This is a genomic window from Sphingobacterium griseoflavum (genome assembly GCF_014653155.1).
GTDB classification, from domain to species: Bacteria; Bacteroidota; Bacteroidia; order Sphingobacteriales; family Sphingobacteriaceae; genus Sphingobacterium; species Sphingobacterium griseoflavum.
Window position 1 is genome coordinate 22,441 of the sequence record NZ_BNAF01000001.1, and the last position, 26,113, is coordinate 48,553.

Annotated in this window: 20 protein-coding genes and 1 tRNA gene; 14 read left to right on the top strand and 7 right to left on the bottom strand. The window is 44.7% G+C overall.

Annotation, left to right across the window (positions count from 1 at the left end; translation table 11 throughout):
• Position 1: 1 nt before the first annotated feature.
• The 4 genes from IE165_RS00130 to IE165_RS00145 form a co-directional block, all read right to left on the bottom strand.
• Positions 2-688 (bottom strand): hypothetical protein, encoded by a 687-nt coding sequence (locus tag IE165_RS00130; protein ID WP_189624573.1) that lies wholly within the window; start codon positions 686-688, stop codon positions 2-4.
• Positions 689-913: 225 nt separating this feature from the next.
• Entirely contained in the window at positions 914-1,474 is a 561-nt protein-coding gene (locus IE165_RS00135) for a GNAT family N-acetyltransferase (RefSeq protein WP_189624574.1), read from the bottom strand.
• Positions 1,475-1,544: 70 nt separating this feature from the next.
• Positions 1,545-2,879 carry a trigger factor gene (locus IE165_RS00140; protein ID WP_189624575.1) on the bottom strand — a complete coding sequence of 445 codons (1,335 nt, stop codon included), beginning with the start codon at positions 2,877-2,879 and terminating at the stop codon, positions 1,545-1,547.
• A gap of 74 nt (positions 2,880-2,953) precedes the next feature.
• Positions 2,954-3,035: transfer RNA gene (locus IE165_RS00145), tRNA-Leu, on the bottom strand.
• 153 nt (positions 3,036-3,188) lie between these two features.
• On the opposite strand from IE165_RS00145, the gene IE165_RS00150 reads away from it, so the two are divergent.
• From IE165_RS00150 to IE165_RS00190, 9 genes are all read left to right on the top strand, one after another.
• The gene (locus IE165_RS00150) at positions 3,189-3,803 is read left to right on the top strand and encodes a hypothetical protein (RefSeq protein ID WP_189624576.1); all 615 of its coding nucleotides are present in this window, start codon (positions 3,189-3,191) and stop codon (positions 3,801-3,803) included.
• A 1-nt stretch (position 3,804) separates the two neighbouring features.
• Positions 3,805-4,107, top strand: a complete 303-nt coding sequence (locus IE165_RS00155; protein ID WP_229826214.1) for a winged helix-turn-helix domain-containing protein — start codon at positions 3,805-3,807, stop codon at positions 4,105-4,107.
• 49 nt (positions 4,108-4,156) lie between these two features.
• Positions 4,157-4,642 carry a Coq4 family protein gene (locus IE165_RS00160; RefSeq protein WP_189624577.1) on the top strand — a complete coding sequence of 162 codons (486 nt, stop codon included), beginning with the start codon at positions 4,157-4,159 and terminating at the stop codon, positions 4,640-4,642.
• A 12-nt stretch (positions 4,643-4,654) separates the two neighbouring features.
• Positions 4,655-6,133, top strand: a complete 1,479-nt coding sequence (gene creD, locus IE165_RS00165; protein WP_189624578.1) for a cell envelope integrity protein CreD — start codon at positions 4,655-4,657, stop codon at positions 6,131-6,133.
• Positions 6,134-6,269: 136 nt separating this feature from the next.
• Positions 6,270-8,363, top strand: coding sequence for a S9 family peptidase (locus IE165_RS00170; protein WP_189624579.1), 2,094 nt, complete (start codon positions 6,270-6,272; stop codon positions 8,361-8,363).
• A gap of 606 nt (positions 8,364-8,969) precedes the next feature.
• Positions 8,970-9,602 carry a hypothetical protein gene (locus IE165_RS00175; protein WP_189624580.1) on the top strand — a complete coding sequence of 211 codons (633 nt, stop codon included), beginning with the start codon at positions 8,970-8,972 and terminating at the stop codon, positions 9,600-9,602.
• A gap of 323 nt (positions 9,603-9,925) precedes the next feature.
• Positions 9,926-10,699 carry a hypothetical protein gene (locus tag IE165_RS00180; RefSeq protein WP_189624581.1) on the top strand — a complete coding sequence of 258 codons (774 nt, stop codon included), beginning with the start codon at positions 9,926-9,928 and terminating at the stop codon, positions 10,697-10,699.
• A gap of 92 nt (positions 10,700-10,791) precedes the next feature.
• Positions 10,792-13,044 (top strand): TonB-dependent receptor plug domain-containing protein, encoded by a 2,253-nt coding sequence (locus IE165_RS00185; RefSeq protein WP_189624582.1) that lies wholly within the window; start codon positions 10,792-10,794, stop codon positions 13,042-13,044.
• A 15-nt stretch (positions 13,045-13,059) separates the two neighbouring features.
• Positions 13,060-13,938: a DUF4249 domain-containing protein gene (locus tag IE165_RS00190; protein WP_189624583.1), complete on the top strand. Its 879-nt coding sequence runs from the start codon at positions 13,060-13,062 to the stop codon at positions 13,936-13,938.
• A gap of 162 nt (positions 13,939-14,100) precedes the next feature.
• Here IE165_RS00190 and IE165_RS00195 read toward each other — a convergent pair whose 3' ends face one another.
• Positions 14,101-15,048 (bottom strand): MlaD family protein, encoded by a 948-nt coding sequence (locus IE165_RS00195; protein WP_189624584.1) that lies wholly within the window; start codon positions 15,046-15,048, stop codon positions 14,101-14,103.
• Positions 15,049-15,106: 58 nt separating this feature from the next.
• Entirely contained in the window at positions 15,107-15,976 is an 870-nt protein-coding gene (locus IE165_RS00200) for an N-acetylmuramoyl-L-alanine amidase family protein (protein WP_189624585.1), read from the bottom strand.
• Between the two features lie 196 nt (positions 15,977-16,172).
• Here IE165_RS00200 and IE165_RS00205 point away from each other — a divergent pair, with 196 nt between their 5' ends.
• From IE165_RS00205 to IE165_RS00215, 3 genes are all read left to right on the top strand, one after another.
• Positions 16,173-18,791 (top strand): putative LPS assembly protein LptD, encoded by a 2,619-nt coding sequence (locus IE165_RS00205; RefSeq protein WP_229826215.1) that lies wholly within the window; start codon positions 16,173-16,175, stop codon positions 18,789-18,791.
• Between the two features lie 20 nt (positions 18,792-18,811).
• Entirely contained in the window at positions 18,812-20,074 is a 1,263-nt protein-coding gene (locus IE165_RS00210; RefSeq protein ID WP_189624587.1) for a competence/damage-inducible protein A, read from the top strand.
• Between the two features lie 99 nt (positions 20,075-20,173).
• The gene (locus tag IE165_RS00215) at positions 20,174-21,574 is read left to right on the top strand and encodes a dihydrolipoamide acetyltransferase family protein (RefSeq protein WP_189624588.1); all 1,401 of its coding nucleotides are present in this window, start codon (positions 20,174-20,176) and stop codon (positions 21,572-21,574) included.
• 33 nt (positions 21,575-21,607) lie between these two features.
• Here IE165_RS00215 and IE165_RS00220 read toward each other — a convergent pair whose 3' ends face one another.
• Complete coding sequence (locus IE165_RS00220; protein ID WP_189624589.1) at positions 21,608-22,999, bottom strand: MATE family efflux transporter; 1,392 nt, start codon at positions 22,997-22,999, stop codon at positions 21,608-21,610.
• Between the two features lie 184 nt (positions 23,000-23,183).
• Between IE165_RS00220 and IE165_RS18595 the strand changes: the two genes are divergently transcribed.
• Together IE165_RS18595 and IE165_RS00230 are read left to right on the top strand one after the other, a co-directional pair.
• Positions 23,184-23,666, top strand: a complete 483-nt coding sequence (locus tag IE165_RS18595; RefSeq protein WP_189624590.1) for a Sec-independent protein translocase subunit TatA/TatB — start codon at positions 23,184-23,186, stop codon at positions 23,664-23,666.
• Positions 23,667-23,872: 206 nt separating this feature from the next.
• Positions 23,873-26,101 carry a Tex family protein gene (locus IE165_RS00230; protein ID WP_189624591.1) on the top strand — a complete coding sequence of 743 codons (2,229 nt, stop codon included), beginning with the start codon at positions 23,873-23,875 and terminating at the stop codon, positions 26,099-26,101.
• Positions 26,102-26,113 lie beyond the last annotated feature (12 nt).

Sequence of the window (26,113 nt, forward strand, 5' to 3'; positions counted from 1 at the left end):
GCTACAGCTCACGGCTCCATATCTCGTGAATGGGGTCGCCCTTGGAACTGAGGCCGCTGTGGTGCCATGCTCCGTTTTGGATGGAGCCTTCGAAGGAAAGCTGTGCACCTACCCGTGCGTTGTCTCGCGAGAAGAAAAGGATCTCCTCTGTGTATTGCCCTCCAGTGAACGTATACAGTCCGCCACCGGTGCCGTAAAACCCTTTCTCCGCCGGATTGATAGCAACCCATTGAAAATATCCATCCACGAGCAGCTTGATTGTTTTCCGATCTCCTTTTTGAATTTCACTCATCTTGTCGCCCTGTTTACGTCCGGTGATTCGCCATAATCCATCTAAAACTTGTTTTTTACTGGGTTCTTTGGTCCAAGACGTTCCATCTTTACCCTTCATGCCCGATGCATCAGCATGGATAGGTATGGTAAGTGTCTGTCCAACACTCTCGGCATCAGCATCGTTGTATTCAACCTTAACGTTCAAGGATTTTCCGTTAAAGGTAAAAGGGCCACCAAAGGTGGATATGTATTGCTGGTGTTTGTAATGTGTTTGCGAGCAATAACCGTCTACGAATAGCCATACAATTTTGTCATCGCCTTTTGTCGTATGGTATACGCCGGAAAGCTTGGTCTGCTGGGCAAATCCAAGCAACGTAGCACATAATAAAATCACTGTTGACATTGCTTTTTTCATGATTTACATGTATTGGTGTGCTTAAAATTAGGGAATTATTGCTGATGTTTCTGCCTTAATTTTTATTTTGGCTCCTTTGCAGCATATTTATGCTTCCATTTTTTGCGGCGCGCAACGTCGAACTGGCGCTGCTGGAAAGCAATAGGGCTTTGCGCCGAATCCATGCCGGAAAATACAAAACTTCATGCCGCATAGTGGAGAGATTAGCATGAAAAGTGTGAACGGTTAAATCCAATATTGCAAATGAAGCATCTCCCTCCCGAAAATATTCTTTTGATCGACCTCTCGAAAACCGAGTTGGAGGTACAGCTTTTTCGCTTTGGGGTTTTCTTCGTCAACGAGCAATCCCAATATGGCATCCTGCTGCTTGCAGTATAGATCAATAGCATACAGCAAGAGGATTTTGCCTATGCCCTTACCACGAGCTGGAGGAGATACAGCTAGGCTATCCACATATATTTCTCCTGCCTGCGTCTCGAGTGCAGGATCGATATCCCGGCCATATTCGTTAGCAAGCATATTCAGCACCGGCGCGCGAAGTTGCCGAACAGCCGCGCCAGGATAGCAGCAGATTTGCCCCAGCAAGATTCCATCTTCCTCTGCAACGACAATGTGCTCATAGGAATACTGGTTGCCAGGCCTGCTTATCAGAGCGCTAAGGAAGGCATGCGCCTTTTGTGCATCGCTTTCTCCGATAAAATGAAATACAATGTCCTGCATGGCATGCAACATTAATGTTGCCAGCGCTTGGGCTTCCTGGCGATCTGCCTTTCTGATTTGAATCATATGCCTATAACAACAACTAAAAAGGCTACCCAAAGATTAGGTAGCCTCGCTATTTTATAATTACTGATACTTATTTTTCTAATTTTTCGAAATCTACATAGGTGATTTCCTCTGCATTCAACGTGACATTGTCTTTCAGGTATGCAAACACTTTCAGTGCCTTCGCTTCTTCAAACAAACGATTTGCCTGTTCGCGGTCTTGCAACAATTGCATGGCAAATTGATTTAACTGCTCGTCGGAAGGCTCATCATTGATGTTGTACATTTTGATTTGCGCGTAGATACGTTCTTTCGCTAAAGCGATCACTTCGTCGTACTTCACTTCGAGGCTATTCGCCGTGACGATACGGTTTTCAATGATTGTCCACTTTAAATTGCTTAGAAAATCTGCAAATCCCTCTTCCAGCTCTTCGTCAGAAATATTTGGATTGGTGGCTTTTAACCATTTTTTAAGGAATGCTTCTGGGAATTTGACATCTACCTTATCCATTCCATAGGCGTAGATATCGTTGCGCAACTTTTGATCGGCATTCTGTTTGAAGAGATTTTCGACTTCTTCTTTTACCTTGGCCGTAAATTCCTCCTCCTTCGTTACGTCGCCAGCAGGGAATAATTTATCGAAAAACTCCTGATCTAGATCCGATTCTTCCAAACGGTTTACATTTTGAACGGTCAGTTCAAATTTAGTAACGTCGAGCTGCTCGGCTTCTTCTTCGGTGATGCCCAATATGCGGGCGATATCCGCAGTTTTGAATGCTTTTTTGACATCAATCTTCACCGTATCATCTTTCTTCAAGCCAACCAATGATTTTTTTACTTTGGCGTCCTCGATAATGTCTGTTCGTATAGATGAGGTTTTTTCGATTCCATCTTCTTTATCCTGCTTTAGTGTTGCATACAATACATCACCTTCTTCTGAGGTCTCTGGGTTCGTCATCTTGCCGTAACTACGACGTAGGTTTTTTACCCGTTCAGCAAGTGTCGTATCGTCCGCTTTGATATCATACGCTTTAAATGACGTTTCTTTGGAAAAAGGGATATCGAATTCTGGAGCCAGACCAATTTCGTAGTTGAACGTAAATGTGTCGTTAAAATCCCAGTTGTAGCTCGCATCGGCATCACCTTCTGTCGGTAAGGGCTGACCTAATACTTCAAGTTTGTTTTCACCAATATATTCCGCGATCTTGTCGTTAACCAATTTGTTGATTTCATCAAACAAAATAGATTTTCCATAGGTGCGTCTGATGTGGCCAGCAGGTACCATGCCCGGACGAAAACCAGGTAATTTAGCCTTCTTTGCCTGCTCTTTAATAGCTTTATCTACTGTGGGGTTGTAATCCTCAGGTGTTAACTCAACGTTGATTTTTGCGTTGACATCGTCAACTTTTTGGTGTGAAATATTCATACTCTCGTTTAGCTTTTACGCATTTTTCAAAAAAAAATCCTCCCGAGTTTATTAAGTTCGGGAGGACATCCAAGTGCGGAAGAAGGGACTCGAACCCCCACGCCTTGCGGCGCCAGATCCTAAGTCTGGTGCGGCTACCAATTACGCCACTTCCGCAGTTATTAGGACTTTTATTGTGGCACAAAGATAGGGACGGAAACTATATTCTGCAAGTATTTTTTGAAATTATTTTTAAAAAAATAACAAAATAAAAATAACACTTGCATAAGTCTTTTATATTCATTTACTTTGAAACACAAAGTTCTTTGTATGGATCAGAAAGATTTAATAAAAGAGATAGGACACATTCGTTCCATCATGGAAAAGTCCTCTAAATTCCTCTCGATATCGGGTTTGTCGGGCGTGTTGATAGGAATGTATGCACTACTTGGCGCCTTTTTCGCCTATCAGAAAGTGTATGGACTTGGTGGGTTTACCTACCGAAACCATTATGTGACGGATGAAGGTGTCGTGGTCTACTTGGCTATTTTAGCGCTGCTGGTGCTCGCGCTGTCATTGGGCACAAGCGTGCTCATGGCAAAACGGAAGGCGAAGCGACTCAAACAAGCGATATGGAACCCTACCAGTAAGGCCATGTTGGCGGCTATGGCGTTTCCCCTGTTGACAGGCGGGTTGCTGACGATGATTTTCGTTTGCAAAGGTTATTTTGCGCTGATAGCAGCCACCTTGCTCATATTTTACGGTTTAGCACTTGCTGCAGGCAGCGTTTACACCTTCAAAGAAGTACGCTGGTTAGGCATCTTGGAAATAACGTTAGGATTGTTAGCTTTGCTGTTTCCCGGCTACGGACTTTGGTTTTGGGTGGTGGGCTTTGGCTTGCTGCATATCGTTTATGGTTTTATAGTTTACAAGAAATACGAATAAGGTGGGGTTGGATCTTTCGTTATATAACAAGGTTTTTGAAAATAGGCTTCGTCTACAGATTATGGGCGTGCTCTTGGCCAATGAAGACTATGATTTCAGTTCGCTGAAAGAGCTCTTGGAAGCCACTGATGGCAATTTGGCTTCCAATCTGAAAACCTTGGAGAAAGAGGGGTACATCACCGTGGAAAAAAGCTTCGTCGATCGGAAACCGCATACCCGGTATAGGAAAACAACGAAGGGGCAGAAAGCTTTTGCTGATCACCTGACCGCACTTGAAAACTTGATTAAACAGCAATACAAATAATTTTTTTTGTACATCAACTTTGTAATTCAAAGTACTTTTTAAATATTTTATGAAGACGATTCGACTACGTTTGATGATGGCCTTATATGATGGGTCATCGCGCTTATATGCGCAGTTGTTCAAGCGCCACAAGAAGCCCTGGGGTATCGGTAAGATAGCATTTTTGGCTTATCCTCCAGGTACATTGGGAGCAGCTTTAGGCGACTTTTATGCTCATAATGGCTTTGATGTGATGCCTAAACTGGAAAATCACGATGTCTTTCATGTACTCACGGAAACAGGCACGGCCATCCAAGATGAGGTTGCCATGCAGTATCTACTTTTGGGCAATGGCAAAATCAGCCTGTACCTGCTGGCCATGATCGTCATTGGTACCAGCCTCTATCCGGAGTACTTCCGCTACTTTGTACAATCTTTTCGAAAGGGACGAGCTTGCCAACCGTTTCATGGCCTTGAGTTTAGCTATCTTTTGGAACATCCGCTAAGCTTGCTGCAGGGTATGCTCATTGCTAAAACTGTCACTATTCATCTTTAACTAATAATTGTCATGGAACATAAAAACCAACCCTTTTCTCCCATTCCGGAGACGCCTTCAGCATCGTTAATCGATCGTTTATCATCGTCTATTGTACTTAAGCTTTTTGTGATGCTGGTGCTTGTTATGTTTTTGCTCATCCCTTTGTCTTGGGTTCAGGATTTGATCACGGAACGTAGCGGTCGGGAAGCGGAGGTAGGGAACGAGATTTCCAGCAAATGGGGCGGATCACAATTGGTGTCTGGCCCGGTGATTGGCATTCCCTATCGTTACGTGCAGCAGGTAAATAAAACAGGTACCAACGGGAAGCTCGAAACGGAAAATTATTGGGAAACGGATTATGTCTTTCTCACGGCCGATCAGGTTAAAGTCGAGGCCACTGTTGATCCGGAACTTCGAAAACGGGGGATTTACCAGACGGTCGTTTATAATGGCGCATTGCAGATGCGTGGTAGTTTCGGCGAGATCGATTTAAAAAAGCTGCATATACCGGCAGAAGATGTGCAATGGCAGGATGCAAAACTATTTTTAGGGCTCAGCGACGTGAAAGGTCTAAAGTCGGCACCTAGGCTGCAATGGAACGGGCAAACCTCGTCTTTCCAAATTGAAAGCGGTGAGGTTGCTCTTTTTGAACAGAATATGTCAGTGCCCGTTGACCTTTCCTCGGGATCCACAGAGGGATCTTTCACCTTACATATTGATATCCGTGGTTCCAAATCCTTGAGTATCTTTCCTACGGCAGAGGAGACCGCGATAGCTGCTAAAGGGACGTGGCCAAATCCGAGTTTTGATGGCGGATTTTTGCCCGACGAAAGAGAAGTGGGCGAGCAGGCCTTCTCCGCCAACTGGCAGGTTCCCAGCTTCACCCGCAAATTTCCTCGACAATGGACCGGAGCCAACCGCGCTTTATATCAGAAGCTTCCTACCGGTGAAGATTTTCCATTACCCAAAGTCGTTACAGATAGGCAAACAGTGAGATCCTCCGACATAGCCACCTTATCGGGCTTGCAAGATATGGTACAGATCAATTTTTTGGAGTCTGTCAATAATTACCAAAAAACAAGTCGTGTGGCTAAATATGCGGTACTCGTTATCCTGCTGACCTTCACTTCGCTTTTCTTTACCGAAATCCTGAAGAAGCAACGTGTGCATCTGATTCAATACATATTGATCGGATGCGCAATGGTCTTGTTCTATTCTTTGTTATTGGCCATTGCCGAGCATTTAGGCTTTAACTGGAGTTACCTGATCTCTGCCTTGGCAACCATTGCGTTGATCAGTTCCTTCATTTTCGGCATCACCAAGGATCGCAGGTTGGGGATTTATTTCAGTGGCATCTTATCCTCGTGCTATGCTTTCATCTTCTTCCTATTGCAATTGCAAGACTATGCATTGATCGTGGGCACCGTTGGTGTATTTGTGATGTTGGCCTTGCTTATGCGGTTCTCGTTGCAGATTGATTGGTATCAGTTTGAGCGCCGTTCGGCTTAACGTTTAAACATGAGCGTCATGGTTCGTTTTTTTGTTCATGTACGGGTGTATTTTACCTTTGTACGCATCGTGGATCGACATCGATTTCGGGATAGGCATTTGATTTCTTAAATTGCGGGCATCTAACACAAAAAATATGGATAAGATTTCTGCTTTGGCTTGTGCCCTGTTGTTCAGCTCATCCTTGCTGGCACAACATGCGCCCGAGAAAAGGGTTGATAGGACATTGATTACGAATAAAGTTTATAAGGTGGGAGAAGAACGAATGACGCCAGAGAAACTATGGCAACTCGGCCGTGTGTCAGCTGAAGGGCTATCGGTCGATGGTAAGCATGTGGTTTATGGCGTGTCAAACTATAGCTTTGGCGAGAATAAGTCTGAAAAAAATCTACATATCGTGCCGGTAAGTGGTGGTGCTGCGGTGCAGTTTACCCATGAGGCTGGCGCAGAATCAGTCGTGCAAATGACAGCCGAGGGCGATGTGCTCTATTTGTTTAAGGGGCAGTTATGGAGCAAACCGCTGGCTGGAGGACAGGCCAAGCAGCTGACCGATATAGCAGACGGTTTGGAGAATGTTAAATTGTCGCCTGATGGGAAGTATATTTTGTTCAGCCGTCCGGTCTTGGTCAACAAAAACCACAGTGCGGATAAGTATGCCGACCTGCCGAAATCAAATGTGTATATTTATGATGATTTGGATTATAGACACTGGGACAGCTTTAACGACGGCCGGTTCAATCACCCCTTTATCGCAACTTATGACAAGGGAAAGGTGGGCGAGCCATTAGATCTGTTGGCAGGAGAGCCGTTCTACAGCCCTCAAGCTCCATTTGGCGGTGCGGACGATTTTGCTTGGTCGCCGGATAGCAAAGCCGTTTTGTATGTCTGTAAAAAGAAATTTGGAAAGGATTACGCACTGAGCACCAATACAGATATCTATCGCTATGAGATAGCGACCAAGCAAACTACCAACTTGACCGAGGGCATGATGGGTTACGATACCCATCCGGTTTATAGTCCTGATGGGCAAAAGCTTGCTTGGTTGAGTATGAAAACAGATGGCTTTGAGGCCGATAAAACGGATATTATCATTTTTGATCGAAAATCAACGCGCCGTCTAAACCTTACCGCTTCTTGGGACGGTACGGTAAATTCGTTTATTTGGAGCCGGGATGGTCGTAAGTTGTACTTTACGGCTCCCACCAAGGGTACGGTGCAGCTGTTTGAGGTCGCGCTGTCTTCAAGTAAAAAGGATGCCGGTTTTGCCGTAAAGCAGATCAGCGAAGGACAATTTGATATTGGCGATATCGTTGCTGAGCTTGATGGTCAACTGATCGTAACCTCGACAACCTTGACGCGTGCTGCCGAGATTTACAGCTATGACCTGAAGAAAAAGTCATTGCGTGCGATAACAACGGTCAACGATGCCGCTTACGCTAATATTACAGAGACAAAAGTTGAAGGCCGTTTTACAAAGGCTACTGATGGAGCCGACCTTTTTTCTTGGGTCATCTATCCACCTGATTTTGATCCTAACAAAAAGTACCCCACATTGCTTTTCTGCCAAGGAGGGCCTCAATCCGCGACCACATTGGGATATTCTTTCCGATGGAATTTTCAATTGATGGCCTCGCAGGGTTATATCGTCATTTTGCCGAATCGACGTGGCATGCCGGGATGGGGCGTCAAGTGGAACCATGATATTAGCAAAGATTGGGGTGGACAACCCATACGGGATTATTTATCGGCCATTGACGATCTGGCAAAAGAACCCTATGTGGATCAGGCACGCATCGGCGCGGTAGGAGCTAGTTACGGCGGTTACTCCGTTTTTATGTTGGCCGGCGTGCATGAAGGACGTTTTAAATCGCTTATCTCGCACTGTGGATTGTTTGACATGACATCTTGGTATGGCACAACGGAAGAGTTGTTCTTTGCTAATTACGACTTGGGCGGTCCATATTGGGATAAAGCAAACGAAAAGACTTACACCGATTTTAACCCCATCGAGCACGTGGATAAATGGAATACGCCGATACTGATTTTTCAAGGCGGCAAAGATTTTCGGGTGCCAATTGGACAGGGGCTCGCGGCCTTTCAGGCCGCGCAGCTGAAGCAGCTGAAAAGTAGATTGGTGTATCTTCCAGAGGAAAACCACTGGGTGCTTTCTGGACAGAACGCTCAGGTATGGCAGCGCGAATTCTTTGGATGGCTGAAAGAAACGCTTTAGGTTCCATGCCCCTTTAGCTATCGAGGCGTACCCTTCCTGTCGGGTTTTTATGATAAGCCGGGAAATTTAATTGCTCGTATTTACAAAGCAAGATCTATCAAGGGTGGATCTTGCTTTTTTTATTGTCTGGGTAAACATAAGTGATAATGAATGTGTGTTTTATACATGATAATTTTCTTTGTATTTAATTGTAACATAATTTTTACATTAACTATAATATTCTTTTGAAGAAAAGTATATTATATTTGATTTTATTATATACACTTTTATTACGTAAAAATGACATTTAATATTTTTTTGATATAAATTTTTTAAACGTTTTTTAGCATTATGAAAATTAAAATTTTGACACTTGTATTTTGTTCGTTGTTGTTTTTTTTATCGTGTCAAAAAAATAATGACTTAACATCTAACAAGATTAATCCCTTATCATTGCCTTATTCTTTAGATTTTGTTACAGTCGATTCACATCTTCAAGTATCTGTGGAAAATGGAAAACTACATTTAATCTGGCAACTTGAAGGTACTATCCGAAAAGTAGGTTAAGTAGGGAGTTAATTGTCGGATTAGATGTACATGACCAATTTTAAATTAAAATTTGCTGAAATGAAAAAAATTATCTTTTTGCCTTGCATATTATTTATGCTACTCTCTTGTGACAAGCAAGAGTATCAGGCTGCCGAGGACCAGAAATTTGAAGATTTTAAAGAAAAGTATGAATTGCAAAGTGTTCAGAATAATGGAGGCTTCGCTCAATTTAAAACGGTAGAGGAAGCTGAAACGTTTATTAAAAACCTAAAAAAAGATAAAAGTATTCTTAAAGAAGCGATACTTCAGAGAATAGGAGATCAATACTTTATTAAACCGCAAAACATTGATTTAAAAGGTGTTAGACTCAAAAGTAAAAGTAATGAAGACGTATATGGATCTATCCACGCTGGTATGTTTTCTTCGTTTAGAGTAGACTTTCGGAGAAAATGGGCTTTTGGTAATTTTATCATCGATCCAAGCTCTGTCGTAGTGAGTGTTACAGGAGCTCCTATACTTTGGTCGTGGAATCAAAACAGCGTATCCATGTACGAAAATGTCACTTCGAGAGCCAGCTTTTCAGTCAGAGGAATAATTTCATGGGGAATTGGAGTTGGCGGGCAGGGTTTGGTATATAACGAAGCAGCGCGAATTCAGTACAATGTAAATTTTATAAACAATACTATAAGTGGATCCATTACAAAAGAATAATAAAGTTATGAAAAAAAACATCCTCATCGCAATAGGTATCATTATATCGATAATAATCATACTCTTTGTACTCGAGATATTTTACTTCCATAGAAATATAAACAACGAGCAAAAATCAGAGCTCATATTTCCGTAACAAGTAGTTAAGGGGCGTACTTACTGCTATTACTTTGCCTGATTGGGAACGTGTTGGTTTAGCGTATATCCTAATTTGCAAAAAGGGAATAAGGTAGCTTGCTAAATAATCGATATAACTAGTCGACTTTGAGTGAAGAAAAGTAAAATGCACAAGAGCGCCTAATTGCTAATAAAGTACACAACTTATGAAGAACGTAAAAAAATATTATCCGTTGGTCTTATCAATAATAGCTTCTTTGCTCACGGCCGGCTTATCCTTTGCACAGAAGAAACTTAACTGGTATGTAACGGCTGGAGCCGGAGCCACAGCCATGCGTGGCTTTAACAGTTCATTTTCCGACCTGCAGTATGATGTCAGAACGGAGGACGCTTCTATCTGGTATGGATTGAACAGCAAACCCGATTATCTGCTGCATACCGGTATTGGGGTTTCGGGTACATTTCAGGAAAGTGGACTGTTGGGATGGGATGTCGGCCTGAATATACGGAGTGCAGGATTCCGCCTGACCCCGGAGTTGGTCGAGCAGACCGGCGAACTGCCGAATATTTACAGCGAAATGTTGCCCGAATTTGGGAAAACAAGACGCTTTCGCTACTGGGCACTACATATGCCAATTTCGATAAACTACCTTCCTTTCCAATACGTCGGTTTTACGGCCGGTGCAGATTTGTACTATCAATTTTCCCCCAATATTACCGACGATCAGCCGCCTTACTACGGGCGGTTGGGTCAAGCAATGGGATTGGCATTCTATACGCCCGAATACCAGCATCCCTTTCAGGCCGGAGCACATGTGGGCGTATTTGTTCCAATCAATGAGAAATGCCGTTTGGATCTTGATTTCTTTACGGATATTACGCCGCGATTGGAAATAAGCCGCGTAGGATCTTCTTCGGTCTCCGATTCTAAATTTAGGGAGATGGGAATTCGTTTGAATACCCGCTATTATCTAAAATGATCAGGCTTGCAAATGCTGTTTTTACTATTTCCACAATCCTTGTTTTTGGACAGTTTTTTGTACCGGATCACGTTGTTGCTCAAACCCGCGTCATGGTTCATGTCATAGATGGCGACAGCGGTGTCCCGATCGAAAATACCAATGTTATCATGCTGAGAACCGACGTTATTAGAAGGACTGATCGTCATGGGATCGCTAGCATTTTTCTATCTGATACAGCGAAGGTAGCCATATCCCACGTTTCTTTCAGGGACACAACAATTTTACTCACGCCTAGCGTCACGTCTGTATATGTCACTTTGTATCCGCGTGAACTGCCAGCGGTGGCGATTTACGCTGGTGAACCTTTCAACAAAAAAGCTGCGAAAGGTGTAAATAGAATCTCCTTACCTGTTTTGACCGCTGTACCGTCTTTTCTTGGCGAACCCGACATACTGAAGGGGTTAACCTTTTTGCCGGGGGTCTCCGAAGGCCGGGAGGGCTATTCGCATCTCTTTGTCCGTGGTGGGGATCAGGATCAGAACCAAATGCTCTTGGACGGAGCAACGCTGTTCAACGTCAATCATTTCGGTGGATTTATTTCCATGTTTCATCCGGAAATGATCGATGGTGTAGATTTTTACAAGAACTACTGGCCATCGCGGTTTGGAGGACGGCTCTCATCTGTTTTGGATATCAAAACCAAAGAAGGAAATTATAAGGAACATCATCAGTCGTTTCAATTTGGGCTGATTGCGCCAAAATTTAACATTAGCGGGCCTTTGATCAGAAATAAACTGAGCTACCAAATTGGTATGCGTAGAACGCTTGCTGACCTTATAACAGAGCCTATAGCCAAAAAAATTCGTAACGGTAACCAGATCGGAGATATCGGCAGCTTGCTATCACAGGATATGACACTGCGCCTCGACGGACGATTAGGTATCAAGCAGCACCTTGCGCTCAGCGCCTTGCTTGGCAGGGACAAGTATGCCTTTTTGGAGCGAAAACCTCCATATAATCAGCTGATGGAAGACTGGTATCGCATTAAGAACGATCTGTTGACACTGAATTATAGTAGGCAATTGGGGATGGGTACCACCTTGAACGCGCACGCCAGTTACTCCGCTTACAGGCACGCTTACGCGGATTATTCATACAGCCATGACGGCATGATGGATTCGGGCTCAGAGGGAAGCCTTATGGAAACTGCCAGCATGTTGGGCAATGGGGTTACCTCGATGAAGTTCAATGTGCATGGAAAAACACAAATCGATGCAGCTTGGGAATGGAATTACGGGATAGAAAGCGAACGACTTGATTTCAGTATCTATAAAAGGCGTCAGGCAACGAGGATCGATGGCGTTATGCATAACAGTAACGAAGCTTTGCAGATGAATGCAGTGATGAATACCGCCGTGGCATCAGATATTTCGTATACACCGGACAGACGGTTTCACGTCAATACTGGCATTCGACTTTCCACATATGCTTTTGAGGGATACCAAGCGCTGCTGGCAGAACCGAAAATACTGTTGACCTATGTTGCGGATGAAAAGTCTACGGTTAATGCGGCATTTAATTTCCAGCGGCAGAGCACTATGCTGTTAGGGTTTATAGACGATATAGGACGCTTTAGGGAGTTTTACATCGCGAACGATGGCAACTCTCCCATCGCTTCATCCAAGCAATGGTCTATAGGATATTTTCGTAATGCCATCGGAATGTTGGACAATATATCCTTGGAACTGTTTTATAAAGATATGTCGGACGTCGTAAAATTTGTGCCCTCGATAGATTTTGAAAGCGATGTATTGGACTATGCTGATTTTCTTCATAGTAATGGGCATATGCGTGCATATGGACTGGAAGTTTTTATCCAAAAAACGCTAGGAAAGTGGCACGGCTCATTATCCTACACGTATGCTCATTCGAAATCCAGATTTCCCACGCTCAATGAAAGCCGTTGGTTCAATTCGGACTTTGATTTTAGGAATAGCTTGAACGCTCTGGCCATGTACAGCTTCGGACGGGGATACCGTCTTGCAGGGAGCTGGACATATAAAACCGGTAGGCCTTTTACGTTGCCCACAAGCCGTGTCGCGATAGAGGATTGGCGGACAGGCTTTCTGCTCATAAATGATTTGAATAATAGACGTATGCCTGCCTTTCACCGGTTGGACATGAATATCGAACGGCGGTGGACAAAAGCAAGTGGCAATAAGAAGTGGTTTGCGGTAGGTGTATACAATATATACAACAGGGTGAACCCGTTTTTTGCTCGACCATCCGAGACGCCAGGGCAGCTGGAAGTCGTTGGGATGTTTCCGATCATGCCCTTCTTTAATTTCGGATTTGAACTTTAATCGATGGATCGTTTTATGTTGTCAAGAAAAAGCCTCGCGGCAATCTATGTTTTGATCTTTGTTGTGTGTAACGCAGTTTCTGTGCAATGTACGGATCACAAGACCACTGTACCGTTTGATTTTCCGCCATATGTGCCGCGTTTGGTTATCTTATCATCGATCGGAACAATCTCAGGAGGGGAAGCTCATTTATTTTGGAGCAAACCATTGCCTGGGCAAGCGGGGGTTGCACCGTCAGCTCCTGAAGGTGCTGTGTATTTGTTGCAGGAAGGTGCTCGCATACACGCTTTCGCTGAGAAAGCGGACTCGAGTGGCTACTTTGTCCTGCCCGCTGATGCGATTTCGCTGCAAGTCAACACACCGTATGCTATTGAAGTCATCTTGGAAGAAAGTGGCGAAAGGATATATTCCCAGAGCTGCTTTCTGCCTGAAAAGCCGGTGCTAGAACGAGTAGCGGTGAATGTTGATGCCGTGAGGCCGTTCCAGTACACCCTATCCTGGCAGCAGCGCGGTACGACAACAAAAATTGGAGCGGCATCCGTTTTTCCTTATCTGCTGGATTCTATTGGGAATTTTGTGACTAGGCCGCGCCTTGCGATGTATTTCCGGTCGCCGGAATTCCGGTATGCAGGCGAGCAAGCATGGTCGGCACAAATTGGTAGCAGGCTATTTGATAGGCAGCTTAACGAAAGCCAAACTGCCTTGGCGCAATTCGTGGACGTACGGTTGGCATTTTTATCGCCCGAACTGAGCAGGTTTAAATGGGAGGTCGACCGTTCGGCATACCTCGGTGAGTCTATCTATCAAACGGTACGCCCACAATACTCCAATATCATTGGCGCTGAAGGGGTTTTTGGTCTATATAGTGAAGATAGTGTACTGCGACAGTTTTGATAGGAAGACATTAACCGGGGTCTGTTCGTCATTCGTCATTACCAAAACACCCTACAGCCACTCGAATATCGCTGTTTTACGAAAGTATGGAGACCAATAAAAAAGCTTCTCGATTTTCCGAGAAGCCTATAATTATTTCTGTTAAGTCCGTATCATACAAACCTACTTGGTGTCCTTCTTGCCAAATATGCTTAGTCTGATATATTTACCGGGGCGTTCCTTCAGATCTTTGATCAGGCCGTCGAGCTCTGCGGATGCATTATTCAAATTGTTGTATAGCTTGTCGTCATGCAGTAAAAGACCAATAGATCCTTCGCCGTTATTGATTTTTGTGGTGATGGATTGTATGTCTTTCATCGCTTGGTTGGCGTTATCAATTGTCGCCTTGATCTCGGTTTTTGATAAATCCTCTGATAGGTTGTCGAGATTCGCGAGTATACTATTGATTTTGTCATTGTTGTTTTTGAAGTTGTTTGTGATAGACTCCAAGTTCTGCATGATACGCGCAAGCCTAATTTTTTCTGATCCCATTAGTCCTTCTACATCGCTTGTAATGCGCTCCATATTGTTTAAGGACACAGAGATGCTGTGTAGACTGCTTTTGAAATCACGTTGAAATTCGTCATCCAGTGCGGTGTTCACCGCGGATAAAACGGAGTCTAATTTTACGACGAGATTTTCAACTTTTTTCTGCAGAGGCTCTACTTTTTCCAGAAGATTAGCTTGCACATCAGAAAGCAAAGGGTCCCCGTCTTTTGCCATTGTGGTACTGTTGCCCAATTCAAAAACAATTGCTTTGCTGCCTAAAAGATCGGCACTCACGATTCGCGCTACCGAATTGGAAGGGATCTGGTAGTCGTTTTTTATTTTGAAGTGGGTTCTTATCTTGCCGTTTTCCAAAAGTTCCATTTTCGAAACGCGTCCAATTTGGTATCCATTTACCACAACAGGCTTTGAGGCCGTGAGTCCATCTACATTGTCGTAGTCGGTATAAAACTCGTTTTCGGAGCTGAATACATCATTTCCTTTGAGGAAATTGTAGCCTATAAATAATAGCGCGAGGGCAGCGACGGTGATGATGCCAACTTTTGTTTCGTTAGATACTTTCAAAATGCGATTCGAAATTTAAATTTACTATGCAATAACAACAAACTAATGTACTAAATGTTTAGCGTTCCGTTGCTGTTTTATATGTTTTTATTGCATTAAATAAATTTGTTACAATTTCACTTTGTCCCGCTGTCGATAGCATGTATTCTTCTTCATCCGGGCTGCTGATGAAGCCAATCTCGGTCAAAACGGAGGGCATGCCAGCCGTAGCCAATACGGCAAGAGATAACTCCTGTACGCCGCGGTTCACTCGGGAAGATTTTACAAATTCGTCTTGCATATTCGATGCCAGTTTGATGCTTTCTCTTCGGAATTGATTTTTCATGAGCTGGAATACGATCATACTGGAAGGGTCTTTCGGGTCGAAACCACCATAATTCTCTTTATAGTTGTCTTCTAAAAGGATAGACGCGTTCTCCCGTATGGCGACATCCTGGCTTCCAAGGCGGTTGAAACCACATACAAAAGTTTCCGTTCCGCGCACAGATGGATTGCGGACCACACTATTCACGTAACGCCCTCTACTGTTCTTTACCCGGCGGTCACGGTCTGCGGAGTTGCAATGGATGGAGATGAAAAGATCAGCTTTATTTTTGTTGGCTACCGCTGGACGTTCGTAAAGGGGAATGAAAACATCGGTTTTCCGCGTAAATATTACCTGTACACCGGGCATTTCGTCTTCAATCTTTTTTCCTAGCTTCAGTGCTACGCTGAGCGCGACATCCTTTTCGTTGGATTGCCTGCCGCGGGCGCCGGCATCATGGCCGCCATGACCTGCATCCAACACGATGGTGCGCAATTTTTGAGCAGACCCTCCTGCTTGTCGGGGTTTCTCAGGAGGAGGGGCTGTGGCAGAAATGGTAAGGGTTAACGTAAAAATCGCTGCAACAAATAAATTCCATTTTTTTACATTTAAATTTTTCGTCATGTGTATAATATCCTGGTATATCTTCGTTTAAATAGTGTGCAAAAATAGCGTAAAATTTTATTTTCCTTATTCGTGTTCATGTGCCACGCTTTCTAAATCTTTTTTGACTATTTTTGCCGGAAGAAAGTTTAAAATCAAACAAAAATAACATTCGTAATTTACATTGAAGGCGTTAACTTGTTTTTTCTACAGCATTGTGTTTCTGTTTGCGTTGGCGCCAAGCTCTCTCGCTCAGGTTACACAGCCTGCCAAAACTAACAGTTCTAACGTACAAGACACCACAAAAGTTGTCTCCGACAGCACAAAAAATGATTTTAAGGAGAGCAGTGGGAAGGATACGGTAGTGATGCAGGGGGAAGATGGACTGGAGACCATGGTGACAATCGTGGCTAACGATTCTGCGTGGAACGAAGTCAGTAAAAATATCCTTCACCTGTATAATGGCGCGAAAGTTAAGTATCAAGAGTTTGAACTATCTGCTGATTACATTCGGTTGGATCGAAATACCAATCAACTTTTTGCGAGTGGTCTAACGGATCACAATGGCAAGTATGTTGGTCGGCCGGTGGTGATATTTCCAGGTGAGACGCCCAAATCGGTCGACTCCCTGTTGTACGACTATAAGACAAAAGAAGGAAATACCTATGGTATTATGACCGAGCAGGATGGCGCTTACATCCAAGCGAAGGTTGTCCGTAAAAACCTGTACGACGAGCTTTCCCTGCGAACGGGTATGTACAGCACCTGTAATTTGCCCTACCCCCATACGCATTTCGGTATACAATTTACCAAAGGTCTATTGGCGGGTAACCATATTATTGTCGGGCCTGCCTATCTGGTCGTGGAAAATATTCCGATTAAGTTTGCTGCTATTCCATTTGGTTTCTTTCCGAGGCAAAACAAAAGGGCTTCGGGTTTTTTATTTCCTTCTTTCGGGGAAGATGCGACGCGAGGCTTGGCGATGCGCGATATCGGCTGGTATCTCGCCTTTAGCGACTATTGGGATTCCGAAATTCGTGGTAGCGTCTTTTCGAGAGGGGCTTGGGAGGGGACCGTTAGGACAAACTATCTCGTGAACTACAAATACAGTGGTGGTTTCAATATTCGATATGCCTCTACGCCTACAGGCGTGGAAGGCACAGATACCTACAATCGCAACAAAGATTTTAACGTTACCTGGAACCATACACAACGGCAAGAGGCCAATCCGGGAACGTCTTTCTCTGCCTCCGTTAACTTCGGTACGAGTACCTATTACCAAAATACGGCGTTTAACCTCACCAATAGCTACCGCGACATCACAAACAATAACATGTCGTCCTCCATTTCGTATGGTCGGGTATTTGCAGATGGAAAAGTCAACTTTACATCCAGCTTAAGCCATCGCCAAACCATGAGTACAGGGCAGGTGGATCTGGAACTTCCTACGTTCAGTTTGAACGTTTCGACCTTCAATCCCTTTGATTCCAAGAAAAGGGTGGGAGAACAAAAGTGGTACCAGCGAATCACGGTGGGTTATAGTTTACAGGGGCGAAATTCGATCTCCACTGGGGATTCTGTGCTGTTTAGAAAAGAGTCTTTGAACAATTTTACGAACGGATTTCAACACAGTATACCTATTGCGCTCAACTTGAATGCCTTCAAATATTTCCAGTTCAATACATCGGTCAATTATACTGAGCGTTGGTACCTGCAAACGATTCGTAAAGGCTTGGTGAACGAAAAGAATGGTTTCTCAGAAATGCGTGATACTGTACAGGGTTTTCAACGGGCATACGATTATTCTGTTTCCTCTGGCTTGGCTACAAAAATTTATGGTATGTATCCGAAGATGGGCAAAATAGAAGCCATTCGCCACGTCATCACGCCGTCGGTCAACTTGAATTACCGCCCGGATTTTTCCGATTCGCGCTATGGCTTTTACAGGGATTTTGTGAATCAAAATGGCTTGGCCGAGCGCTACTCCATCTTCGAGGGAGGTATTTATGGCGGGCCGAGCGCTGGCCGCTCAATGGGAATAGGCTTCTCCGTGGATAATAACGTCGAAGCCAAGATACGTACTGACAATGATACCACAGGAAAAGGTTTCAGGAAAATAAAAATTTTGCAGGGGCTTACCTTTAGTGGTAACTATAATTTTATGGCCGACTCCTTGAAGCTTTCAACCATAAGTTTTTCGGGTCGTACATCGCTATTCAAAGAGAAAATCAACTTGAATTTTAATGGTGTGTTCGACCCTTACACTGTTGGAGAAAATGGGGCGCGAATCGATCGTTTCGCGCTACAAGACGGTAAGCTGGCTCGGCTGACCAGCTTTGGACTTTCCTTCGATTATAGCTTAAACCCGAATGCCAATAAAAGCCGGAACAATAACATCGATTCGCTCCGGAACCAAATGCCCAACCTGACACCCGATCAAGCCAATGCGTTGGCACGTATCAGTACAGATCCCAATGCTTTTGTTGACTTCAATATCCCATGGAACCTGAATGGGTCGTTCAGTATGAACTATTCCCAGTCTTTTAATCAAGAGACAAGGCGCATGCGCAACAATGTTACGGCGACCGTTAACCTGAATGGCGATTTTAATGTGACGCCCAATTGGAAAGTGCAATTCAATACGGGTTATGATTTTCGTCAACGTGCTGTCTCCTTGACTCGATTTAGTATCTACCGTGATCTGCACTGTTGGGACATGTCTGTCGGCTGGACGCCTTTTGGGCAGTATAAGAGTTATAACATCACCATTAGGGCGAAGGCGTCGATCCTGCAGGATCTGAAACTAACCAAGCGGGAAAGCCATACAAGCTTCTAGCATTTAAATTTTCATAACCGATGAACGCAGAAATTATAACGATTGGGGACGAAATTCTCAATGGACAAATCATAGACACAAATTCCGCTTGGATCGCACAGCAATTGGCTCCGTTGCATATTAGGGTGGTACAAATAAGCTCCATTTCAGATACCCCACAAGCGATTCATGGTGCTTTGGAGCAGGCCGAACAGCGGGCCGACATCATTCTTGTCACGGGAGGCCTTGGGCCGACCAAGGATGATGTAACCAAAAGCACGATTGCATCCTATTTCAATACGACATTGGTGCGGAATGCGCAGGTGTTGGCTCACGTGCAGCAGCTGTTCGAGCGATTGGGGCGCGGCGATATGCCGGAGATCAATAAACAACAAGCCGATGTGCTGGCAAATGCCGACATACTATTCAATGATGTAGGTACGGCTCCTGGCATGGCGTTGCGTCAGCATGGAAAATATTACGCCTTTTTGCCGGGTGTACCGTTCGAAATGAAATTTCTGATAGAAAACAGGGTACTCCCGGATCTCCGCCGGTTGCAACCGCAGCTATTTGTGTACAATGCGCATATTTTGACGATTGGTATCGGCGAGTCGCATCTAGCGCAGCAGATAGCTGATATTGAAGATACGATGCCACCCTTTGTGAAATTGGCGTACCTGCCGAAGCTAGGTTTGGTTCGCTTACGCTTTACGGCAATAGGAACAGATTATGACCAGCTAAAAAGCGCCACCGATAACATAGCGGACATGGTTGCAAGTCGATTAGCCGATAACGTCGTCGCCAGACAAGATTGTTCGTTTGAAGAAGTTATCGTACAGACTTTTGGCGAGCGAGGGTTAAGCCTTTCGACAGCAGAAAGTTGTACGGGTGGAAATATTTCGACTCAGATTACGGCGATAGCCGGAGCCAGCAAGATGTTTCAGGGTGCGGCAGTAGTTTACTCCAATGAAGCGAAAGTAGACGTCTTGCACGTGGATCCTGATACCTTGAGGGCGCATGGTGCGGTGAGCGAACAGATCGTCGAACAGATGGCTATCGGTGCGAAGGCTACCTTTCATAGCGACTATGCCATCGCGACCAGCGGCATTGCGGGTCCAGGAGGGGGGACGGCCGATAAGCCGGTTGGCATGGTCTGTGTAGCGGTAGCAGGACGATACGAGACATGCAGCAAGACGCTGTACTATAAGAACGATCGTGGTATCAATATCCAGCGTGCAACGATGGCCGGACTAACGATGTTGTGGAATTTGTTCCAAAAAGAAGAACGAGCGAAAATGGAATAATATTTTAATTTTAGTCCAATCGAAAATATTATATTCTGTTTACACGAATTAAGTAGATTAAATGTTAATTTAGTAAATCGTTCAACGAACTTATATCTTATGGCTATATATAAATTGTTACTTCCTAAAATGGGAGAGAGTGTTTCTGAAGCGACCATCACAAAGTGGGTGAAAGCTGTGGGAGATACCATAGCAGAGGATGAAGCGGTTGTTGAAATAGCAACGGATAAAGTAGATTCTGATGTTCCTTCGCCAGTGGTAGGCAAGTTATCAAAGATTTTATTTGAGGAGAATAAAGTGGTACAGGTGGGTGATGTGATTGCGCTGATCGAGGTGGAGGGAAACGACGACGCGGTGCTTCGCGATGAGGATGATGCAATGCCCAACTTCGTAGCTCCGGGACCGGTAGTGGATGAAGAAGTCATTGAAGCAGATCCTTCATCAAGCGCTGAGGAGTTTAGTTATGAAGAGGTTCCGGGAGTCAACCTGTTGGATAAAGAATCGGAAGAATTGCCTAACCAAAAGCCGAATGGCAGGTTTTACTCGCCCTTGGTAAAGAACATTGCGCAAGAGGAAGGGTTAAGCAAGGACGAATTGGATCAGATTGCTGGCAGTGGTGCTGAAGGTCGTGTAACCAAACAAGATGTCTTAGATTACTTGAATAACGCAAACCGTCGTCATGCTGTAAAAACTCCGGTAGTTGATGATACTTCAACAGGCGATACAACATCCGTTTCGACGTCGATAGAATCGCAAAAAAGCGTGCAGCAGCCCGCGCTGCCAACGACCTCTGGTGATGAAATAATTGAAATGGACCGTATGCGAAGGTTGATTGCCGATCATATGGTACATAGCGTAAAAACATCACCCCACGTGGCATCTTTTGTAGAGGCTGACGTGACGCATTTGGTAAACTGGCGAAATAAGGTCAAAGACAGTTACAAACAACGTGAAGGAGAAAATATTACCTTTACGCCACTTTTTATCGAAGCGATAAGTAAAGCCATTAAGGACTTTCCAATGATCAATGTCTCGGTGGATGGACATCGAATCATCAAGAAGAAGCATATCCATATCGGGATGGCGGCGGCTCTGCCTACGGGGAATCTTATTGTTCCGGTGATCAAGAATGCTGATCAATTGAGTTTGGTAGGGTTGAGCAAAGCTGTCAATGATCTGGCCTACCGATCAAGGAGCAACAAACTGAAACCCGATGATACGCAAGGTGGAACGTTTACTTTTTCCAATATCGGTGCCTTTGGGAATATCATGGGTTTTCCGATCATCAACCAGCCCCAAGCGGCCATTTTAGCTGTTGGGACGATAAAGAAGCGTCCAGCAGTACTGGAAACGGCAGACGGTGATGTAATCGCTATTCGACATATGATGTATTTGTCGATGTCTTACGATCATCGTGTAATTGATGGGGCCTTGGGCGGTATGTTTTTAAAACGCGTCGCAGACTACCTCGAAAGCTGGGATGTCAATCGAGAAATATAAAAAAAAGCCAGAATCGCCGATTCTGGCTTTTTTTTATTCGGTTATTGCGCGATGTTGGCTAGGCACAATGGCAGATTTGCGCTTGCGCATCATTGTTTTATACCGGAAATAAAGCAAAACCGAAGAACTCAACAAACCCATTGTCAAGCCATACCACACTCCTTGAATGCCGATCTGCAGGTAGATTCCAAAAAGATAGGCCGAGGGGATTCCAATGACCCAATAAGCGACAAAGGTGATGAGCGTAGGCACATTCACATCACCCATGCCCCGAAGAACACCCAATCCCACCACTTGCGTTCCGTCGAAAAGTTGAAATAAGCCCGCGATGATCAAAAGCTGGGCCGAAATACGAATCACGGCTTGGTCGTCGCTGATGAGTAAAGGGAGGTATTGATTAAAGAGGGTGAATATCAATGCACAAACGACCATAAACAGAAGCACGAGATGGTAAGACACCGTTGCGAACTTTTGCACCCTCTCCATATTTTTTTTACCGTAATTATGCCCTGTCTTTATCGTGGCAGCCGATGCTATCCCGCTAGCCATCATGTAGGTCATTGCCGCAAGGGTGATGGCAACTTGGTGACTAGCTTGCTCAACGGCTCCAATTTTGCCCGCAATAACAGAGGCCGCCGCAAACGCTCCTACTTCAAAAACATATTGCATGGCCACGGGAGCACCTATTTTAAAAATCGCTTTGATCTTTTGCAGGGCAATATGACCAACTTGGAAAGAAACAATATACACGTTAAATAGCCTTGACCGTAACACATAAACCGACATCGCGACCATCATGAGAATACGATCAATTAACGTCGCGTAGCCTACCCCGACAATGCCCATCGGCTCCAGTCTGAAAAAACCTTTTACGAAAACAATCGCCAAAATAATATTTAACACGTTTCCCCAAATGGTAATGTTCATGGCTTGTTTTGTAAACCCTAAACCTTCCGCAAATTGTTTGAAGGTATTGAATACCATGAGGGGCAGAATGGATAACATTAGGATAAAAAGGTAGGGTTTTGCCGTATCGACCACCCTAGGATCTTGATCCATATGCTGCATGGCGTACATGGATCCGAAATTCACTACAGCGAAAAGTACAAGAGCCGTAACGATATTTAACCAAAGACTATTGGATAGCAACTTTGCACATGCCGCTTTATCACCTTGCCCGTTTGCTTGTGCAATAAGCGGCGTAAGCCCGTAGGAGATACCTAAGCCGACAACCATAACGACGATGAACACGGAATGCACGAGCGAGACTGCAGCCAAAGGGATGGTTCCGGCAAATTTTCCCACTACAATAGTGTCGGCCGTATGCACCAATGTCTGACCCAATTGCGAGATAACAACCGGGCCCGCGAGCGCAAACGCACTCCAATAAAAGTGTTTATTTTGCTTGTAATATTTATATAACATAGTAAGGCCACAAAGATAGGCATTACAGGTCTTGCTACCGTTATCTAATTGTACTGTTTCTGTTAATTGCACACAAGGAACGCTTGCATCGTCAGGAAATGTTACTAAATAATTACATCAAAATTTTGAGGATAATTAAATTAACACTTACCTTAGATGACTATAAAGACTAAAAATAAAAGAAATGACTTTAGGATTCTTGAATATTGGATCGCAAGAGATGATACTGATTGTCATCGTCATCTTGCTGTTGTTTGGAGGTAAGAAGCTTCCTGAATTGGCGCGGGGATTGGGACGCGGGATCCGCGAATTTAAAGATGCTTCGGAAGGAATAAAGCGAGAAATTTCCGATCAGATCAACAACTTTGAGAAGGATTTGGATGTAACACCGGAAGAGCAGGCTAAAATTGCCGAGCAATCCGCCGAAGTAAAAGAGGAAGAGAAACTTACTGAAGTCGTCGCTGAGGGAAATGCCAAAGAGGAAAAAAAGGCATTGCCACAAATCAGTACGCCAGATCATGTTTATCAACATGATCCGGGGCAACAACCAAGCACGGGTGATCAGCATTATCAATACGGATACAATGATCATTTCGCATCCGAGGAAGCAGCAGATGGAGCGTCCGTCAGCAAAACGGTTGTTGAAGATTCCACCAAAAAAGTATAATTACAACCTTTAAACGATCGGGTGTTTATCGCAATAGGACGCTAAACCATTCAGAATACGTGTATTAAAGAACGAATGTTTACGAAGCAATCTGCACCAAGGTGATAGGTTGCTTCGTTGCTACTAGAGCGGCGGTACATGGTCTGTTATGCTTGAAAACGCCGATTGTCGTAACCCCATGATCGTAATCGAACACACTTTATAATATGGCATACGAAATTACCATTTCGCAAGAGCTTGGCGTAACCAACCGTCAGGTGTCCACAACGATCGCACTTCTAGATGAAGGGGCGACCATTCCATTTATCGCACGTTACAGGAAAGAAATGACGGGAAGCTTGGACGAAGTACAGATCGCGAGCATTCGTGATCGCCTTCAACAGCTACGAGACCTGGATAAACGAAAAGATGCAGTCCTGAAATCGATTAATGAACAGGGAAAGCTCACCGCTGAATTGGAGCTACAGGTAAAGTCGGCTGAATCGATGGCCATTTTGGAAGATATTTACCTTCCATTTAAGCCGAAAAGGAAGACTCGCGCATCGGTTGCACGGGAAAAAGGATTACAGCCGTTAGCCGAGCAGTTAATGGAGCAGCATAACCCCGACATTTTTCGTCTAGCTGAGCGTTTTGTGAGCGTGGAAAATGGGGTTGATAAAATCGAAGATGCGCTATCAGGTGCCCGTGATATTATTGCGGAACAAATAGCCGAAGATACCGAAGTTAGAACATTGGCGCGCAAAGTCTTTTTGGAAAAAGGACGTTTCGTCTCACGTGTGGTTTCGGGAAAAGAAGAGGCGGCGTTAAAGTACAAGGATTATTTCGAATGGTCCGAGTCCCTGAAAGACGCCCCGTCACATCGCGTTCTGGCCATGCGAAGAGGTGAAAAGGAGGAACTTCTGTACTTGGATATTGTGGTGGATGAAGCGGATATTGTACCGATGATAGATCAGCGTTACATCAAAGGTAAGGACGAAGCATCTGCGCAGGTTCGTTTAGCGCTGCTCGATAGTTACAAGCGCTTGCTTAAGCCCTCCATGGAAACGGAGGTGCGTGTTTTGACCCGACAGCGTGCCGACGAAGAAGCTATTCGTGTGTTTGCCGATAATGTGCGTCAACTGCTGTTGACAGCGCCTTTGGGACAAAAGCGATTGTTGGCGATTGATCCGGGCTTTCGGACAGGATGCAAAACCGTGGTGCTTGATGCGCAAGGTTCTTTGTTGGAAAACACGACAATTTTCCCGCACACGGGAGCAGGAGGCGCTGCTGAAGCCGCGAAGACGGTGAAGCACCTAGTAGATAAATATAACATTGAGGCCATCGCCGTAGGAAATGGAACGGCCGGACGGGAAACCGAAGAGTTTGTGCGAAAACTGGGTATGCAAGCTGTAACGCTGGTGATGGTCAATGAATCTGGTGCATCAATCTACTCCGCCTCTGATGTTGCACGCGAGGAGTTTCCGGATCACGATGTTACCGTGCGCGGTGCTATATCGATTGGTAGGCGTTTGATGGATCCACTGGCCGAGCTGGTAAAAATCGATCCCAAGTCGATTGGAGTGGGACAATACCAACACGATGTTGATCAACACAAACTGCAAACAGCCCTGGACGACACGGTGGTATCATGTGTTAATGCGGTTGGCGTAGAGCTTAACACCGCTTCTAAGCAAATTCTTGCCTATATATCTGGGTTGGGACCTTCTTTAGCGCAGCAAATCGTGAACTACCGCACGGCCAACGGCCCTTTTCGATCTCGAAAGGAATTGAAGAAGGTGCCGCGCTTGGGCGATAAAGCGTTCGAACAGGCCGCAGGTTTCTTGCGTATCCGCCATGGCGAACATCCATTGGATGCTTCTGCCGTACATCCCGAACGCTATGCCTTGGTTGAACAGATGGCGAAGGACGTAAACAGTAATGTTGCTGACCTTTTGACCAACGAAGAGATCCGGAAGCAAATTGATTTGAAAAAATATGTATCAGAACAGGTCGGTTTGCCAACCCTGAACGACATTTTAGGAGAGCTGTCCAAGCCCGGCAGGGATCCCCGCGAGCAGTTCGAAGCTTTCAGTTTCACAGATGGGGTGCATACCATTGCCGATCTCCGAGTTGGCATGAAATTACCGGGCATTGTCACCAACATCACTAATTTTGGGGCTTTTGTCGATATCGGGGTGCATCAAGATGGCTTAGTGCATCTCAGCCAATTGGCTAATCGTTATGTTTCTGATCCGCATGAAGTGGTTAAGGTACAGCAACGTGTGCTGGTAACCGTGACGGAGGTCGATGAGCGGAGGAATAGGATAGGGCTGTCAATGAAGACCGAGGAAAAGCTTAATCCTACACCGAAGCGTGATCGAAACAATCGATCAAATTCACAATCGGAAACGGACATGGCATCTAAGCTAGCCGCCTTGGCGAGCAAATTCAAATAAAAAAGAAGGGAG

What these genes read in the sequence shown, in the direction of transcription:
- IE165_RS00185 (WP_189624582.1), top strand. Translation starts at nt 10,792, where the DNA reads ATGGTTCATGTCATAGATGGCGACAGCGGTGTCCCGATCGAAAATACC.
- IE165_RS00180 (WP_189624581.1), top strand. Translation starts at nt 9,926, where the DNA reads ATGAAGAACGTAAAAAAATATTATCCGTTGGTCTTATCAATAATAGCT.
- IE165_RS00135 (WP_189624574.1), bottom strand. Translation starts at nt 1,474, where the DNA reads ATGATTCAAATCAGAAAGGCAGATCGCCAGGAAGCCCAAGCGCTGGCA.
- creD (WP_189624578.1), top strand. Translation starts at nt 4,655, where the DNA reads ATGGAACATAAAAACCAACCCTTTTCTCCCATTCCGGAGACGCCTTCA.
- IE165_RS00215 (WP_189624588.1), top strand. Translation starts at nt 20,174, where the DNA reads ATGGCTATATATAAATTGTTACTTCCTAAAATGGGAGAGAGTGTTTCT.
- IE165_RS00230 (WP_189624591.1), top strand. Translation starts at nt 23,873, where the DNA reads ATGGCATACGAAATTACCATTTCGCAAGAGCTTGGCGTAACCAACCGT.
- IE165_RS00200 (WP_189624585.1), bottom strand. Translation starts at nt 15,976, where the DNA reads ATGACGAAAAATTTAAATGTAAAAAAATGGAATTTATTTGTTGCAGCG.
- IE165_RS00210 (WP_189624587.1), top strand. Translation starts at nt 18,812, where the DNA reads ATGAACGCAGAAATTATAACGATTGGGGACGAAATTCTCAATGGACAA.
- IE165_RS00160 (WP_189624577.1), top strand. Translation starts at nt 4,157, where the DNA reads ATGAAGACGATTCGACTACGTTTGATGATGGCCTTATATGATGGGTCA.
- IE165_RS00140 (WP_189624575.1), bottom strand. Translation starts at nt 2,879, where the DNA reads ATGAATATTTCACACCAAAAAGTTGACGATGTCAACGCAAAAATCAAC.
- IE165_RS00190 (WP_189624583.1), top strand. Translation starts at nt 13,060, where the DNA reads ATGTTGTCAAGAAAAAGCCTCGCGGCAATCTATGTTTTGATCTTTGTT.
- IE165_RS18595 (WP_189624590.1), top strand. Translation starts at nt 23,184, where the DNA reads ATGACTTTAGGATTCTTGAATATTGGATCGCAAGAGATGATACTGATT.
- IE165_RS00130 (WP_189624573.1), bottom strand. Translation starts at nt 688, where the DNA reads ATGAAAAAAGCAATGTCAACAGTGATTTTATTATGTGCTACGTTGCTT.
- IE165_RS00170 (WP_189624579.1), top strand. Translation starts at nt 6,270, where the DNA reads ATGGATAAGATTTCTGCTTTGGCTTGTGCCCTGTTGTTCAGCTCATCC.
- IE165_RS00220 (WP_189624589.1), bottom strand. Translation starts at nt 22,999, where the DNA reads ATGTTATATAAATATTACAAGCAAAATAAACACTTTTATTGGAGTGCG.
- IE165_RS00150 (WP_189624576.1), top strand. Translation starts at nt 3,189, where the DNA reads ATGGATCAGAAAGATTTAATAAAAGAGATAGGACACATTCGTTCCATC.
- IE165_RS00175 (WP_189624580.1), top strand. Translation starts at nt 8,970, where the DNA reads ATGAAAAAAATTATCTTTTTGCCTTGCATATTATTTATGCTACTCTCT.